At 72.9% G+C, this 13176-nt stretch carries 17 protein-coding genes; 8 read left to right on the top strand and 9 right to left on the bottom strand.

Annotated features, from left to right (window positions below; all coding sequences use genetic code 11):
* Nucleotides 1-11: 11 nt before the first annotated feature.
* Entirely contained in the window at nucleotides 12-1508 is a 1497-nt protein-coding gene (locus tag EDD40_RS15070; protein ID WP_123743470.1) for a leucyl aminopeptidase, read from the bottom strand.
* A gap of 195 nt (nucleotides 1509-1703) precedes the next feature.
* Here EDD40_RS15070 and EDD40_RS15065 point away from each other — a divergent pair, with 195 nt between their 5' ends.
* Complete coding sequence (locus EDD40_RS15065) at nucleotides 1704-2975, top strand: amino acid permease (RefSeq protein WP_148088806.1); 1272 nt, start codon at nucleotides 1704-1706, stop codon at nucleotides 2973-2975.
* A 115-nt stretch (nucleotides 2976-3090) separates the two neighbouring features.
* Nucleotides 3091-4191: a branched-chain amino acid aminotransferase gene (locus tag EDD40_RS15060; RefSeq protein ID WP_123743468.1), complete on the top strand. Its 1101-nt coding sequence runs from the start codon at nucleotides 3091-3093 to the stop codon at nucleotides 4189-4191.
* 96 nt (nucleotides 4192-4287) lie between these two features.
* Here EDD40_RS15060 and cobS read toward each other — a convergent pair whose 3' ends face one another.
* Genes cobS through cobU form a run of 3 tightly spaced genes read right to left on the bottom strand, consistent with a single transcriptional unit; the run spans nucleotide 4288 to nucleotide 6583 of the window.
* A complete protein-coding gene (gene cobS / locus EDD40_RS15055) occupies nucleotides 4288-4992 on the bottom strand; it encodes an adenosylcobinamide-GDP ribazoletransferase (protein ID WP_123743467.1) in 705 nt (234 codons plus the stop codon).
* Complete coding sequence (gene cobT, locus EDD40_RS15050) at nucleotides 4992-6029, bottom strand: nicotinate-nucleotide--dimethylbenzimidazole phosphoribosyltransferase (protein ID WP_123743466.1); 1038 nt, start codon at nucleotides 6027-6029, stop codon at nucleotides 4992-4994. The genes cobS and cobT overlap by 1 nt, the downstream gene beginning before the upstream one ends.
* Entirely contained in the window at nucleotides 6026-6583 is a 558-nt protein-coding gene (gene cobU, locus EDD40_RS15045; RefSeq protein WP_123743465.1) for a bifunctional adenosylcobinamide kinase/adenosylcobinamide-phosphate guanylyltransferase, read from the bottom strand. The genes cobT and cobU overlap by 4 nt, the downstream gene beginning before the upstream one ends.
* Before the next feature lie 78 nt (nucleotides 6584-6661).
* On the opposite strand from cobU, the gene EDD40_RS15040 reads away from it, so the two are divergent.
* Nucleotides 6662-6862, top strand: a complete 201-nt coding sequence (locus EDD40_RS15040; RefSeq protein WP_123743464.1) for a hypothetical protein — start codon at nucleotides 6662-6664, stop codon at nucleotides 6860-6862.
* Here the strand turns inward: EDD40_RS15040 and EDD40_RS15035 are convergent.
* Complete coding sequence (locus EDD40_RS15035; RefSeq protein WP_170185090.1) at nucleotides 6829-7506, bottom strand: HEAT repeat domain-containing protein; 678 nt, start codon at nucleotides 7504-7506, stop codon at nucleotides 6829-6831. The two genes, EDD40_RS15040 and EDD40_RS15035, sit on opposite strands and share 34 nt — an antisense overlap.
* Here EDD40_RS15035 and EDD40_RS41725 point away from each other — a divergent pair.
* Nucleotides 7501-7671, top strand: coding sequence for a hypothetical protein (locus EDD40_RS41725; RefSeq protein ID WP_170185089.1), 171 nt, complete (start codon nucleotides 7501-7503; stop codon nucleotides 7669-7671). The genes EDD40_RS15035 and EDD40_RS41725 overlap by 6 nt on opposite strands.
* Nucleotides 7672-7881: 210 nt before the next feature.
* Here the strand turns inward: EDD40_RS41725 and EDD40_RS15030 are convergent, their stop codons facing one another.
* Nucleotides 7882-8868 carry an aldo/keto reductase family protein gene (locus EDD40_RS15030; protein ID WP_123743462.1) on the bottom strand — a complete coding sequence of 329 codons (987 nt, stop codon included), beginning with the start codon at nucleotides 8866-8868 and terminating at the stop codon, nucleotides 7882-7884.
* 30 nt (nucleotides 8869-8898) lie between these two features.
* Between EDD40_RS15030 and EDD40_RS15025 the strand changes: the two genes are divergently transcribed.
* Nucleotides 8899-9213: a hypothetical protein gene (locus tag EDD40_RS15025; protein ID WP_148088805.1), complete on the top strand. Its 315-nt coding sequence runs from the start codon at nucleotides 8899-8901 to the stop codon at nucleotides 9211-9213.
* Between the two features lie 23 nt (nucleotides 9214-9236).
* Here EDD40_RS15025 and EDD40_RS15020 read toward each other — a convergent pair whose 3' ends face one another.
* Nucleotides 9237-9869, bottom strand: coding sequence for a DUF3043 domain-containing protein (locus tag EDD40_RS15020; RefSeq protein WP_123743460.1), 633 nt, complete (start codon nucleotides 9867-9869; stop codon nucleotides 9237-9239).
* A gap of 42 nt (nucleotides 9870-9911) precedes the next feature.
* On the opposite strand from EDD40_RS15020, the gene EDD40_RS15015 reads away from it, so the two are divergent.
* The 3 genes from EDD40_RS15015 (at nucleotide 9912) to EDD40_RS15005 (ending at nucleotide 11707) form a co-directional block, all read left to right on the top strand.
* A complete protein-coding gene (locus EDD40_RS15015; protein WP_123743459.1) occupies nucleotides 9912-10931 on the top strand; it encodes a glycerate kinase family protein in 1020 nt (339 codons plus the stop codon).
* Between the two features lie 89 nt (nucleotides 10932-11020).
* Nucleotides 11021-11395: a HesB/IscA family protein gene (locus tag EDD40_RS15010; protein WP_123743458.1), complete on the top strand. Its 375-nt coding sequence runs from the start codon at nucleotides 11021-11023 to the stop codon at nucleotides 11393-11395.
* Nucleotides 11396-11479: 84 nt separating this feature from the next.
* Nucleotides 11480-11707, top strand: a complete 228-nt coding sequence (locus EDD40_RS15005; RefSeq protein ID WP_123743457.1) for a PASTA domain-containing protein — start codon at nucleotides 11480-11482, stop codon at nucleotides 11705-11707.
* Here the strand turns inward: EDD40_RS15005 and EDD40_RS41720 are convergent.
* Together EDD40_RS41720 and EDD40_RS15000 are read right to left on the bottom strand one after the other, a co-directional pair.
* Nucleotides 11698-11871, bottom strand: coding sequence for a hypothetical protein (locus tag EDD40_RS41720; RefSeq protein WP_170185088.1), 174 nt, complete (start codon nucleotides 11869-11871; stop codon nucleotides 11698-11700). The genes EDD40_RS15005 and EDD40_RS41720 overlap by 10 nt on opposite strands.
* 73 nt (nucleotides 11872-11944) lie before the next feature.
* Entirely contained in the window at nucleotides 11945-13123 is a 1179-nt protein-coding gene (locus EDD40_RS15000; protein ID WP_246037670.1) for an MFS transporter, read from the bottom strand.
* Nucleotides 13124-13176: the final 53 nt, after the last annotated feature.

The raw sequence follows: 13176 nt of genomic DNA, 5'->3' as shown, positions 1-13176 counted from the left end.
GGCCGGTGCCGCTACCCGTTCGCCGCGATGTCCGCCAGCACCGCCGCCATGGTGCGCACCGGGACGCCGGTGCCACCCTTGGTGGTGTACCCGTACGGGCCGCCGGTGTGGAACGACGGGCCGGCCACGTCGATGTGCGCCCAGGTCACGCCCTCGGCCACGAACTCGCGCAGGAACACGCCCGCGGCGAGCATCCCGCCGAACCGGTGCCCGGCCACGTTCGCGAGGTCGGCCACCTTCGAGTCGAGGTCGCCGCGCAGCTCGTCCGGCAGCGGCATGGCCCACGCCTGCTCGCCGACCGCGCGCCCGATCGCCGCCACCCGGTCGCGGAACTCCTCGGTGCCCATGACGCCGGCGGTCCGCTTGCCGAGCGCCACGACCTGCGCGCCGGTCAGCGTGGACGTCTCGATCAGGTAGTCCGGCGCGTCCTCGCAGGCGCGCACGATCGCGTCGGACAGGATCAGCCTGCCTTCGGCGTCGGTGTTGAGCACCTCGACGGTCTTGCCGCCGTACATGGTGAGCACGTCGCCGGGCCGGTAGGCGGTGCCCGACGGCATGTTCTCCGCCATCGGGGCCCAGGCGGTTACCTCCAGCGGGTACTTCAGCTTCGCGGCCAGCACGACGGTGGCGATCACGGCCGCCGCGCCGCCCATGTCCGAGGTCATCTCGTCCATGCCCGCGGCGGGCTTGATCGAGATGCCGCCGGTGTCGAAGGTGATGCCCTTGCCGACCAGCGCGACCTTCTTGCCCGCCTTCGGGCCGCGGTAGGTGATGCGGACCAGGCGCGGCGGACGGCTGGAGCCGCCGCCGACGCCGAGGATGCCGCCGAAGCCCTGCTTGCGCAGCGCCTTCTCGTCCAGGATCTCCACCTCGAGGCCCTCGGCCTTGGCCAGGGCGGCGGCCCGGTCCGCGAACGACGCCGGGAACAGGTCGTTCGGCGGGGTGTTGACGAGGTCGCGGGTCGCGGTGACGGCCTCGGCGATCGCGGTGGACGCCTTGAGCGTCGCGCGGTGCGCCCGGATGTTGCCCTCGGCGGGCGCGACGAGGTCGACGCGCGCGACCGGGCCGTCGCCCTTGTTCGACTTGTAGGCGGTGAACGAGTACGAGCCCATCACGGTGCCCTCGACGGCCGGGCCGAGGTGCAGGGCCGACAGCGTGGTGACGGCGCGCTTGCGGCCGGACAGCGCGCGGGCGGCGGCGCCGGACGCGCGGCGCACCTGGTCCTCGGTGACCGAGCCGTCGTCGGCGGGCTTGCCCAGGCCGACGGCGAGCACGACGCGGGCGGCGAGCTTGCCGAGCGCCGGCACGGTCACGACCTCTTCGGCCTTGCCGCTCGCGCCGACGGCGTCGAGCACGTCCAGCAGCGCGCCGTCGAACGCGGCGTTCACCGCCTCCGACCCGGCCGCGAGGGCGAGACCGTCCGGTCCCTGGACTGTGCCCACCACAACGGCGTCGGCGGTGGTGCTGCTCGGGTCACTGTCGGTGATGGCCAGCTTCGGCGCGGTCACTGCGGCTCCTTGACGGGGTCCTCCCGGCACTTTCTGGTCGTGCGGCGGGATGGGGGTGGGTGGTGACGAATGCTAAAGGTCTCGTTCACACTCATGACCGCCGCACCTTCGATTGCAATGAGTAACAATTAACACGAACGGGCGTCAGCCGGGCGGGCGTTAGCGGTCACTCGGTTGATCTGGGACTGTGTACCGGTGACAATCACGCCCCGTGCCGGGGCCGTGGCGCTCGCTCTCGGCGCGACGCTGGGGGCCGGTGTCTTCACCGGATTCGCCCCCGCCGCGGCCGTCGCGGGCCCCTGGTTCCTCCCCGGCCTGGTTTTAGCCGCCGTGGCCGCGCTGTGCTGCGCCTTCTCGACCGCCGACCAGCACCGGGCCTACCCGGACGCGCCCGGCGGGTACGCGTACATCCGCAACCAGCTCGGGCCTTGGCCCGCGCGCATCGGCGCCGGCGCGCACCTCGTCGGCAGAGCGGGGATGGCGGCGGCGTTGGCCGGGATGTTCGGGGCGTACGTAGTCCCCGAGCACCGGCTGCCGGCGGCCGTGGGGCTGATCGCGGTGACCGCGGGGTTGGGTGCGGCCGGGGTCCGGTGGAGCACCAGGCTGAGCGTGGCGGCGGTGGCGGTCGTGCTCGGCGTGCTGACCCTCGTGGTGCTGGTGTGCTTCTCGGTCGCGCCGCCGGAGAACCCCGTGACGCCGCCGGTCGGCGTCGAAGGTCCGGTGGGCGTCGAGGGGGCGGTAGGCGCCGGGGGAGCGCCTGGGTTCGACGGTGTGATGGGCGCGGCGCTGCTGCTGTTCGCGGTGTTCGTCGGGTTCGAGCGGGTGACCGCCCCCCGACGCGGTGACCAGGAGTTCTCCGCCCGGGTGCTGCACGTCGCGGTGCCGGTGGCGATCGGGGTGGCGCTGCTGGTGGCCGGCGCGGTCGGTGCGGCGGTGCTGCGGCAGCTCGGACCGGCGCGGCTGGCGTTGTCGCCGGCGCCGCTGCGGGACGCGCTGATCGTGGCCGACGGGCGGTGGCTGCTGCCCGTGCTCTCGGTCGGCGCGGCGGTGGCGGCCGTGTCGTCGCTGTTCTTCGTGCTCGCGTCGGCACGGCGGACGCTGGTCGGGCTGACCGAGACGGGCGATCTGCCGGCGATCCGGGCGGCCTGGCCGCTGGACGTGGTGAGCGCGGCGCTGGCGATCGGCGCGGTCGTGGCGCTGCCGCCGGCCACGGCGCTGGCGGTGGGCGCGTGCGGCACGGCGTTCTACTACGGCTTCACGAACGCCTCGGCGCGGGTGTTGCTGCAAGAGGACCGGACGTGGCCGATGCGCACGGCGTGCCTGGGGTTGGGGCTGTCGGTGCTGCTGGCGATGAGCGCGCCCGCCGACGCGTTGGTGATCACCGGGGTGGCGCTCGCGCTCGGTACCGGGTTGCTCGCGCTGGGTCGTGCTCGGCAGGCGGTCGTGGTGAAGGCGGGCAGGAGGTAGTCCGGGGTCGGCAGGCCGGGCCGGAGAGCGCCCGGTCGGGTGCATTTGGATGGTCGGACGTCCGAGCGTCGGGACAGCGATTTTCTGACGTAGAAGTGGCGGCTATCGTGCTGTCATGACGACCGCGTTGCCTTTCACCCGGACCCCCAACCCGCAGCCGGCGACCCCGGAGCGCGTTGCGGAGGTACTCGCCGAGCCGGGCTTCGGGCAGCACTTCACCGACCACATGGTGACGATCCGCTGGAACCAGGAGCAGGGCTGGCACGACGCCGTCGTCGAGCCCTACCACTCGCTGGAGCTGGACCCGGCGGCCATGGTGCTGCACTACGGCCAGGCGATCTTCGAAGGGCTCAAGGCCTACCGCCAGCCCGACGGATCGATCGCGTCCTTCCGCCCCTCGGCCAACGCCGAGCGCTTCCGCGCGTCCGCGCGCCGGTTGGCGATGCCCGAGCTGCCCGACGAGCTGTTCCTGGAGTCGATCCGGGAACTGCTGGCCGTGGACGACCGGTGGGTGCCCGCCATCCCCGAGGAGTCGCTGTACCTGCGGCCGTTCATGTTCTCGACGGAGAAGGGCCTCGGCGTGCGGCCGGCGAAGGAGTACGTGTACGTGCTCATCGCGTCGCCCGCCGGGTCGTACTTCGCGGGCGGGTTGAAGCCCGTGACGGTGTGGTTGTCGACGGAGTACGTGCGCGCGGCGCCCGGCGGGACCGGCGCGGCCAAGTTCGCGGGCAACTACGCGGCGTCGTTGGTGGCGCAGGCGCAGGCCGCCGAGCAGGGGTGCGACCAGGTCGTGTGGCTCGACGCGGTGGAGCGGCGGTGGGTCGAGGAGATGGGCGGGATGAACCTGTTCTTCGTCCTCGGCACCGGCGAGGACGCGCGGGTCGTGACGCCGGAGCTGTCCGGCGCGCTGCTGCCGGGGATCACGCGTGACTCGTTGCTGCGGTTGGCGGCTGACTTCGGTCACGCGGTGGAGGAGCGCCGGATCTCCACCGAGGAGTGGGAGAAGAAGGCCGAGTCCGGCGAGCTGACCGAGGTGTTCGCCTGCGGCACGGCCGCGGTGATCACGCCGGTGGGTCACGTGAAGCACGCGGCTGGTGAGTTCGCCGTCTCCGGTGGGGTGACGGGGGATGTGACGATGAAGCTCCGCAACCACCTGACCGGCATCCAGCAGGGCTTGGTGGCGGATCCGCACGGGTGGATGGTCAAGATCAACTGAGGGTTGGTCGGTTCGGGCACGACATCTGTTCGCTCAAGCCCGGCTCGATGTGACATGGGGCCCCGAACCCATGTCACATCGGGCCTCTGCGGGCATTCAGAGCGAGTTGATGACGAGGACGGTCAGGGTGGCCGTTTCGCAGGCTGCGCCCAGGACGTCGCCGGTGATCCCGCCGAATCGCTTTCGGGTGTGGTGGATCAGGACGAGGGTCAGGGTGGCGGCGAGGGCGATTGAGAGCGGGCCTTGCCAGGGGTGGACGAAGTAGGCCGCGACGGTCAGGGCGGTCCACCACGTGATGGCCACCCACGGTGGTTGGGTGCCGGCGACCAGTGCGCCGAGGCCTTGCGGTCGGGCGGCGGGGACGCCGCGCAGGCAGCAGAGGATGAACGCGGCGCGGCCGGTGGTCAGGGCCAGGAGGACGGCTCCCCGGTCGACGCTGGGGAAGGCGGCGGCTTCCGCTCCCAGCACGACGATCAGCGCCACCACCGCGAACGGTCCGGCGCCGCCGTCCTTCATGACGGCCAGGGCGCGTTCGGGTGGGCCGTAGCAGCCCAGGCCGTCGGCGGTGTCGGCGAGGCCGTCCAGGTGCATGCCGCGGGTGGCCAGGGCCAGGAAGCCGACGACCAGGAAACCCGCGACGAGACCCGGTAGCGGCAGGAGGAGCAGGGCTGCCGCTGCTGCGCCCAGCAGGAGGCCGACCAGGGGTGCGAAGGCGATGGCGCGCCGTGCTGCCCGCGCGTCGACCTCGTTGGAGCCGACGCGGACGGGCAGGACGGTCAGCCAGGACAACGCCAGGCGCATCAGGCGGGTCCGGAGACGCCCGCGCTGTCGAACGTCGCCATCTCGGCCAGGATCCGGGTCGCCATCACGACCAGGGGGAGGGCCGCCACGGCGCCGGAGCCCTCGCCCAGGCGCATGTCGAACTCCAGCAGCGGGTCGAGGCTGAGGTGGCCGAGGGCCAGGGCGTGCGCGGGTTCGACGGAGCGGTGGCCGGCGACCCACCAGTCACGGGCGCCGGGCGCGAGCTCTTCGGCGACCACGGCCGCCGCGCCGGACACCACGCCGTCGAGGATGACCGGGGTCTTGCGGACGGCGGCTTGGGCGAGGAAGCCGACCATGGCGGCGATGTCCGCGCCGGAGGAGGCGGCGAGCAGGGCCACCGGGTCGTTGATCACCGGACGGGCGCGGCGCAGGGCGTCGCGGATCGCGGCGGTCTTGCGCATCCAGCCCTGGTCGTCGATGCCGGTTCCCCGACCCACCACGGCCACCGGCTCGGAGCCGGTGAGCGCGGCGATGAGGACCGCGGCGGGGGTGGTGTTGCCGATGCCCATGTCGCCGGCGATGAGCAGGTCCGCGCCGCCGTCGACCTCGTCGTCCACGAGCTTGCGGCCGGTCTCGATGGCCTGCTCGGCCTCGTCGAGGGTCAGGGCGTCCTCGCGGTCGATGGAGCCGGAGCCGCGGCGGACCTTCACGTCGCCCACCGGGGTCTCCGAGTCGACGGCCAGGTCGACCACGCGGACGGTCGCGCCCGCGACGTTGGCCAGGACGTTCACCGCCGCGCCGCCGGCCAGGAAGTTCGCCACCATCTGGCTGGTCACCTCGGGCGGGTAGGCCGAGACGCCGTGCTTGGCGATCCCGTGGTCGCCCGCGAAGACGACCACCCGGGGGCGGGTGAAGGGCTTGGGCGGGCATTCGCCCTGGCAGGCGGCCACCCAGGCGCCGAGCTCCTCCAGCCTGCCCAGTGAACCGACGGGCTTGGTGAGCACGGCGTGCCTGGCCGACGCCTTGGCGCGCACGTCCGCGCTGGGCGGCTCGACGGACGGGAACTCGATGGTCACCGACTACCTCCGGGTTCGCGCAGTCGCAGTGGGATTCCGGCGACGACCAGCAGCACTTCGTCGCACACCTCGGCCAGCCGCGCGTTGAGCGAGCCGAGGTGATCGCGGAAGAGCCTGCCAGAGTGCGTGCTGGGCACGACGCCTAGGCCGACCTCCGCCGAGACGAGGACCAGCCGGGCGCGGGTAGTGGCGACCGCCCGGACCAGTGCCGCGCACTCCTGCTCGACCTGGCCCATGCCGTGGCCCTCCCACGCGCCCGCGTCGTCCAGCACACCGTTGAGCCAGGTGGCGATGTCGTCCACCAGGATCGGCGGGTCGGCTTCGCTGGTGGCGGTGAGCAGCGCGATCAGGTCGCTCGGCGCGGGCGCCTCGACCGTGGTCCAGGTGGTGGGGCGGCGGGCGACGTGCCGGGCGATGCGCAGCTCCCAGTCGGCGTCGTCGGGGTAGCGGCGCGCGGTCGCGACGTAGGTCACCACGTCTTCCGCGAGCAGGCCCTCGGCGTGCGCGGACTTGCCCGAACGCGCGCCGCCCAGCACCAGTGTCCGACGCGTCACACCGCACTCCAACCGTTCCAGGAGGACATAGCCTGACCGGGAACGTTACCCGCACGGCACAGCGCGAGGAGGTCCGTCATGGAGTACCGGTGGCGGTACCAGGACGAGCAGGGGCACGAGGTCGACGGGCCGCGGTTCGCGTTCCCCGACCAGACCGCCGCCGAGGACTGGTTCTCCTCCGCGTGGGTCGAGCTGCGGGAGTCGGGCGTCGCCCAGGTGACGTTGCTGCGCAGCGAGTCCGAGGTCTACGGCCCGATGTCCCTGTCCCCGGCCGAGTGACGCACTGCCGGTGACGTGATCTGGTGCCGGCGGTGGCCGCGGCCCGGACGGCCGGGTGCGGGTCGCGCCGGGCTGCGGCCAGGCGGTCGGGCAGGTCGGGCGGGGCGATGCGGCGCAGGGCGGTGGCCGCGTCGGCGCACCCGCGGCCGTGCGCCGATGCGTGCGAGGGCTCGTCCGGCGAGCTTGCGGGCGCGCCGGCCGTCGCACGCCGCCGCCAGACGTCCGACGGCGCGCTGATCACCGTGCGCGGCCGGCACCCGGATGGCGCCTCCCCGGACGGACGGGTCGCCGTCGTCGGAGGCGGCCAGGGCGGCGGGGACGACCAGCGGGCCACCGATCCGGGCCAGGGCGAGCAGGGCGGCCTCGCGCACCTCCGCGTCGTGGTGGTCGAGCATCGACCTGACCGCCGGCGCCGCCTCCTCCGCCCCGATCCTGCCCAACGCCCGCAGCACGGTCACCGCCTGCGTGACGTCGGTCGTGCGCAGCGCGTCGACGAGCGGACGGGTGGCGTCGGCGACGCGGAGGTGACCGAGCGCGACCGCGACCGCGATCAAGCCGGTCGTGCGGGACCGCAGGTGCTCGACCGGCGCGGGGCCGAAGCCGGGGTCGCCCGAGCGGATGAGCACGTGGACGATGTCGTGCACGCCAGCGCTTCCAGCATGATCGCCTGGTGCGTGGGATCGCGGCCCTCGGCGAGGGCGCTGACCGCGATGGCGCGCACCGAGCCGTTCGGGTGCGCCGCCAGGGCCACCGACCAGCGGCTCCCGTCCGGGTCGGACCGCAGCGCCCGGTCGTGGGCGTGCTCGTAGAGGTCCCCGGTACGCCTCCGCGCCGGCCGGTTCCCCCGCCGACTCGAGTCCGACCAGCCGCTCCACGAGGAGGTCACCGGGGCGCCGGTCGTCCGGTTCGCGCACGCCACCACTGAACGGGCCGGCCGGTGAGCCGGTGGTGAGCTACCGGGCTTCACCGCGAAGCCCCGCCCGGGACGTCCCGGGCGGGGCTTCGCGAGGCGCCGCGCGTCAGGGGGTGACGGTGAACCGCGGGTCGGTCTCGACGACGCCTTCGAGCACGTCGTCGATCTTCTTCAGCAGCTCGTCCTCCAGCTTCACGCCGGCGGCCTTGACGTTCTCGTGCACCTGCTCCGGGCGGGACGCGCCGATGATCGCGCTGGCCACGTTCGGGTTCTGCAGGGTCCACGCGACCGCGAGCTGGGCCAGCGACAGGCCGGCCTCGTCGGCCAGCGGCTTGAGCTGCTGGACCTTCGTCAGCACCTCGTCGCGCAGGAAGCGCTGGATGAACTTCGAGCCGGTCTCGTCGGTCGCCCGCGAGCCCTCGGGCACCGGCTGACCCGGCAGGTACTTGCCGGTCAGCACGCCCTGGGCGATGGGCGACCACACGATCTGGCTGACGCCCTCGCGCTCGGAGGTCGGCACGACCTGCGACTCGATGACGCGCCACAGCATCGAGTACTGGGGCTGGTTGGAGATGAACGGCACGTTCAGCTCACGCGCGAGGGCCGCGCCGCGGGCGATCTGGTCGGCGTTCCACTCGGACACGCCGATGTAGAGGGCCTTGCCGGAGCGGACGACGTCGGCGAAGGCCAGCATCGTCTCCTCCAGCGGCACGGACTTGTCGTACCGGTGCGCCTGGTAGAGGTCGACGTAGTCGGTCTGGAGCCGCTCCAGCGAGCCGTTGATCGACTCCATGATGTGCTTGCGGCCGAGGCCCTTGTCGTTCGGGCCGCCGGGGCCGGTCGGCCAGAAGACCTTGGTGAAGATCTCCAGCGACTCGCGGCGCTGGCCGGTCAGCGCGCGGCCGAGCACCGACTCCGCCTTCGTGTTGGCGTAGACGTCGGCGGTGTCGAACGTGGTGATGCCCGCGTCGAGCGCGGCCCGGACGCACGCGGTCGCCTGGTCCTCCTCGACCTGGGAACCGTGGGTGAGCCAGTTGCCGTACGAGATCTCGCTGATGTTCAGGCCACTGCGGCCGAGGCGTCGGAACTCCATGGCCGGGAGTCTAGTGAGGACTCGTTCGGCATGCTAATGAACTCCCGTTCGCGCGGAGCCGTCCGCAGCGCGTGCGGTCATGTCCGCTTCGTCGTGGCGCACCCGGCCCGGGACGAGTCGACCGATGAGAACACCTGGGACCGCCCTACCGCGATGCTCGTGCGGCTGATGGGGTTCTTCGCGGAATTCGTCGACGACGGCGTCCGGGCGATCGCGCGGGTGATCCGCGATGACCTGCCCGCGGTGGTGGACGCGGAGTGGCCGCCGCCCGACCGGACGGGCGACCACCTCCACGACCTGGTCGCGCGGACCACCCGGTGGGCGGAGGCCAGGGGCCTGCTCTGAGGAGGCCAGAAGCCTGCTCTGAGTCAGACCTTGTCGCCGGGGCTGACCCGGGGCTTGGGCACCCGCAGTCGGCGCAGCTGGCTGGCCCGGATGAACGAGTACCAGCCGATGGACAGGCCGCGGGTGGTGTCGTTGGGGAACTTCAGCCGCACCCGGCGGTTCACCATCCGGCCGAGCACGAAGCCCTCGACGATCATCGCCAGCAGCATGAACGTGGTGAGCAGCGTCGCGTACTGCTGGATCGCGGGCATCGGCACGAGCAGCGCGACGAACACCAGGATGGCCAGCGGCATGAACAGGCCCATGAGGTTGCGCCGCGAGTCGACCACGTCGCGGATGTAGGCCTTCACCGGGCCGCGGTCGCGGGGCAGGAGGTACTTGTCCTCGCCCGCCATCATCCGCTGCCGGCGCTCGACCGCCGCGGCGCGGCGCTCTTCCTTGGACACCTTGTTCCCGCGCGACCGCTTCAACGCCTCCCGCTGCGTTCGCGGCGGCGGCGGCACGGGGCCGCGTCGTTTGCCCTCGGCCTCGCGTCGCTTCGGCGTGGGCCGCCCCTTGCCTGGCGTGCGCGACGGATCGGCCGGGTTCACCTCCGCGGGAGCGTCCTCGGTGGTGGTCTCGGCGGTTTCGTCGGCGTTGCGGCGCAGGAACCTCACCGCACCAGAGTAGGAGATGCCCCGATAAGTACTGTTCGCGAGGTGCGAGTTGTTATTGCGCCGGACTGCTTCGGCGGAACGTTGACCGCGCGGGAAGTCGCCGAGGCCGTGGCCGAGGGCTGGCGCCGCACCGCTCCCGACGACGAGCTCCACCTGCGCCCGCTGGCCGACGGCGGGCCGGGTTTCGTGGACGTCCTGCACGCCGCCCTGGGCGGCGTCCTCCACACGACGACCGTCAGCGGGCCCCTGGGCGCGCCCGTCGAGGCGGTGTGGCTGGAGCACGACGGCACCGCCTACATCGAGTCCGCCCAGGCCTGTGGCCTGCACCTGGTCCCCGTCGACGAGCGGGCGCGGGCCGCCGAGACCGCCACCACCCGGGGCGTCGGCGAGCTGGTCAACGCGGCCGGTGACGCCGCGGTGCACACGATCGTGGTCGGCCTCGGCGGGTCGGGGACGACGGACGGCGGCGCGGGGCTGCGCGAGGCGGTCCGTCCCGTCACCGCCCGGCTGGTCGCCGCCGCGGACGTGGAGAACCCGCTGCTGGGCCCGCACGGCGCCGCGCGCACGTTCGGCCCGCAGAAGGGCGCGTCACCCGAGGCGGTGGCCCGGCTGGAGGCGCGGCTGGCCGCGATGGACGAGCTGGCCGACGTCCGCGACCGGCCCGGCGCGGGCGCGGCGGGTGGTCTCGGGGCCGCGTTGATGGCGCTCGGGGCCGAGGTGGCGTCCGGCGCGGGGATGGTGCGCGAGCTCACCCGGTTGGATGAAGCTCTGGACCACGCCGACCTGGCCGTGACCGGTGAGGGGAGCTTCGACTGGCAGTCGCTGCGCGGGAAGCTGGTGACCGCCGTGGCGAGCGGCTCGGCGGAGCGCGGCGTGCCGTGCCTGGTGCTCGCGGGCCAGGTCACGGTGGGCAGGCGCGAGGCGGCGGCGGCGGGCGTGCAGGAGTCGTACGCGGTGGCCGAGCACGCCGGCTCGGTGGAGCGCAGCCTGGCGGACCCGTACGGCACCCTGGCCGACCTCGCCGCCGGCGTGGCGAGGCACTGGTCACACTCCGGGCGGTGACGTCTGTGCGACCATGGGGGTAGGAACAAAGCGGGTACTTCCCGTGTTTGCCGGAATAGATGCCCGCAAAGGACCTCTGAGGGAGAGCCATGACGACCGCTCAGGACGCAGTCACCACTACTCCTGACGCCCCGCCCACCCACGGCGTGACGCTGACCGACGCGGCTGCCGTGAAGGCCAAGGCGTTGCTGGACCAGGAGGGGCGCGACGACATGCACCTGCGCATCGCCGTCCAGCCCGGTGGTTGCGCGGGGCTGCGTTACCAGCTGTTCTTCGACGAGCGCACGCTCGACGGCGACGCGGTGCGCGACTTCGACGGCATGAAGGTGGCCGTCGACCGCATGAGCGCGCCGTACGTCGAGGGCGCCGTGATCGACTTCGTGGACACCATCGAGAAGCAGGGTTTCACCATCGACAACCCGAACGCCGGCGGCTCGTGCGCCTGCGGCGACTCGTTCCACTGATCGACCCGCTGGACCGCAGTTCGCGAAAGAGGCCCCCGCCGCGGCGGGGGCCTCTTCCGTTGCGCCCGGTGGGACGCTGGTGCCATGACGCACGCGGAGGTGCCGCACCTGGTCGGCCTGACCGTCCCCCGAGCCCGCGAGGCGGGCCACGCCGCGGGCGTGGTGGTGACCTCCCGTGACCCGGACGGCCCGCCGCTGGGCGCGCTGACCTGGCCGGGCACCTGGATCGTCACCGCTCAGGACCCGGCCGCCGGCCGGCGGGTGCGCCGCGGCGCCCCGGTCGTGATCGACTTCGAGGAGTCTCAGACGTAGACGTCCAGGTCGACGACCTGGGCGTAGTTGGCGTCGTCCACCTGCCACGGCGTCGCGGCCCCCGGTTCGGGGTGCGCGTCGCTCTCCGCGCCACGCAGCTCCCGCGGCAGGTCGGTGCAGTCGTCGATCAGCTCGGCCAGCGTGTCCGCCTCGGTGGTCTTCACACCCGCGACCGTATGCGTGCCAAGGTCTTGACAAAAGCCCTACCGGGCGGTAGTACCGCCCGGTAGGGCCATCTCACACGTGCGCGACCAGCGGTGTGGGTGCGGTCGACCTTGCCGGAACCGTCGTGAGCCTGCCGACCACCAGGGCCACCCCCACGCCCAGGATGGTCGACACACCGCCGACGGTCCCCACCCACCGCAGGCCCAGCCCGCTCGTCAGCACCACGCCGCCGAGCATCGGGCCGAGCGCCGCGGCCACGTTGAACGCGGAGATGTTCACCGAGGCGACCAGCCCGGCCGCCGAACCCGCCTGCCCCATCAGGTAGGTGTGGATCAGCGGACCCGCCGTGAACGCGCTCGCGCCCAGCGCGAACACGCTCACCACGGCCGCCACCTTGCTCTCCAGCATCAGCCCCTGGGCCAGCAGCATCACACCGAGCACACCCAGCGGGACCGGCAGCACGCGGGCGATCCGGTCCGGCGCCACCCGGCCCGCCACGGTGCTGCCGACGAGCGTCCCCAGGCCGTACACGAGCAGCACGCCGGTCACCCAGCCCGGCTCGAAACCGCTCACCTCGCGCAACGCCGGCGCGACGTACGTGAACGCCGTGATCAGCCCGGTGAACGACAGGACCGTCGTGGCCAAACCCAGCAGCACGGTCCGCCTGCCGAACGCGAACAGGCTGGCCCGCACACCGGGGTCGGGCTCGTGCGCGACCTTCGGCGTGCCGAGCACGACCCCGAGGAGACCGATCGCCGTCAACGCGCTGACCAGCACGAACGACGCCCGCCAGCCGTAGTTCTGGCCGATCAGCGTGCCGAGCGGGATGCCCAGGATGGTGGACAGCGCGACACCGTTGACGACCTTGGCGATGGCCGCGGTCCGCTTCTCCGGCGGCACGGCGGCGACGGCGATCTGGGACGCCACCGCGAAGAACAGGCCCTGGGCGAGCGCGGCCACCACGCGCGCCGCCATCAGCAGGGCGTAGTCGCCGGCCAGGGCGCTGCCGAGGGAGGCCACCAGGGCCAGCGCCATGACGGAGATCAGGAGCTTGCGGCGCGCGATGCGCCCGGTGAGCACGGTGAGCACCGGACCGCCGAGGGCGACCGACACGGCGTAGGCGGTCACCAGCAGGCCCGCGGTCGGCACGTCGACGCCGAGGTCGGCGGCCAGTTCGGGCAGCACGCCGACGATGATGAACTCGGATGTGCCCACCGCGAAGGCGCTGAGCATCAGGATGAAGGCGATCACGACGACGACGCTAAAGTGTGACACTGACGTCAGGGTCAAGGTTGCGTGATCGA

This window comes from Saccharothrix texasensis, assembly GCF_003752005.1.
In the GTDB taxonomy this organism is placed as follows: domain Bacteria; phylum Actinomycetota; class Actinomycetes; order Mycobacteriales; family Pseudonocardiaceae; genus Actinosynnema; species Actinosynnema texasense.
The sequence above is the reverse complement of the archived record's forward strand: the minus strand, read 5'-3'. Positions and strand labels throughout refer to the sequence as shown.

What these genes read in the sequence shown, in the direction of transcription:
- cobS (WP_123743467.1), bottom strand. Translation starts at nt 4,992, where the DNA reads ATGCGCCTGGCGTTGTCCTGGCTGACCGTCCTGCCCGTCCGCGTCGGC.
- EDD40_RS15010 (WP_123743458.1), top strand. Translation starts at nt 11,021, where the DNA reads ATGACGACCGCTCAGGACGCAGTCACCACTACTCCTGACGCCCCGCCC.
- EDD40_RS15040 (WP_123743464.1), top strand. Translation starts at nt 6,662, where the DNA reads ATGGAGTACCGGTGGCGGTACCAGGACGAGCAGGGGCACGAGGTCGAC.
- EDD40_RS15030 (WP_123743462.1), bottom strand. Translation starts at nt 8,868, where the DNA reads ATGGAGTTCCGACGCCTCGGCCGCAGTGGCCTGAACATCAGCGAGATC.
- EDD40_RS15060 (WP_123743468.1), top strand. Translation starts at nt 3,091, where the DNA reads ATGACGACCGCGTTGCCTTTCACCCGGACCCCCAACCCGCAGCCGGCG.
- EDD40_RS15005 (WP_123743457.1), top strand. Translation starts at nt 11,480, where the DNA reads ATGACGCACGCGGAGGTGCCGCACCTGGTCGGCCTGACCGTCCCCCGA.
- EDD40_RS15025 (WP_148088805.1), top strand. Translation starts at nt 8,899, where the DNA reads ATGCTAATGAACTCCCGTTCGCGCGGAGCCGTCCGCAGCGCGTGCGGT.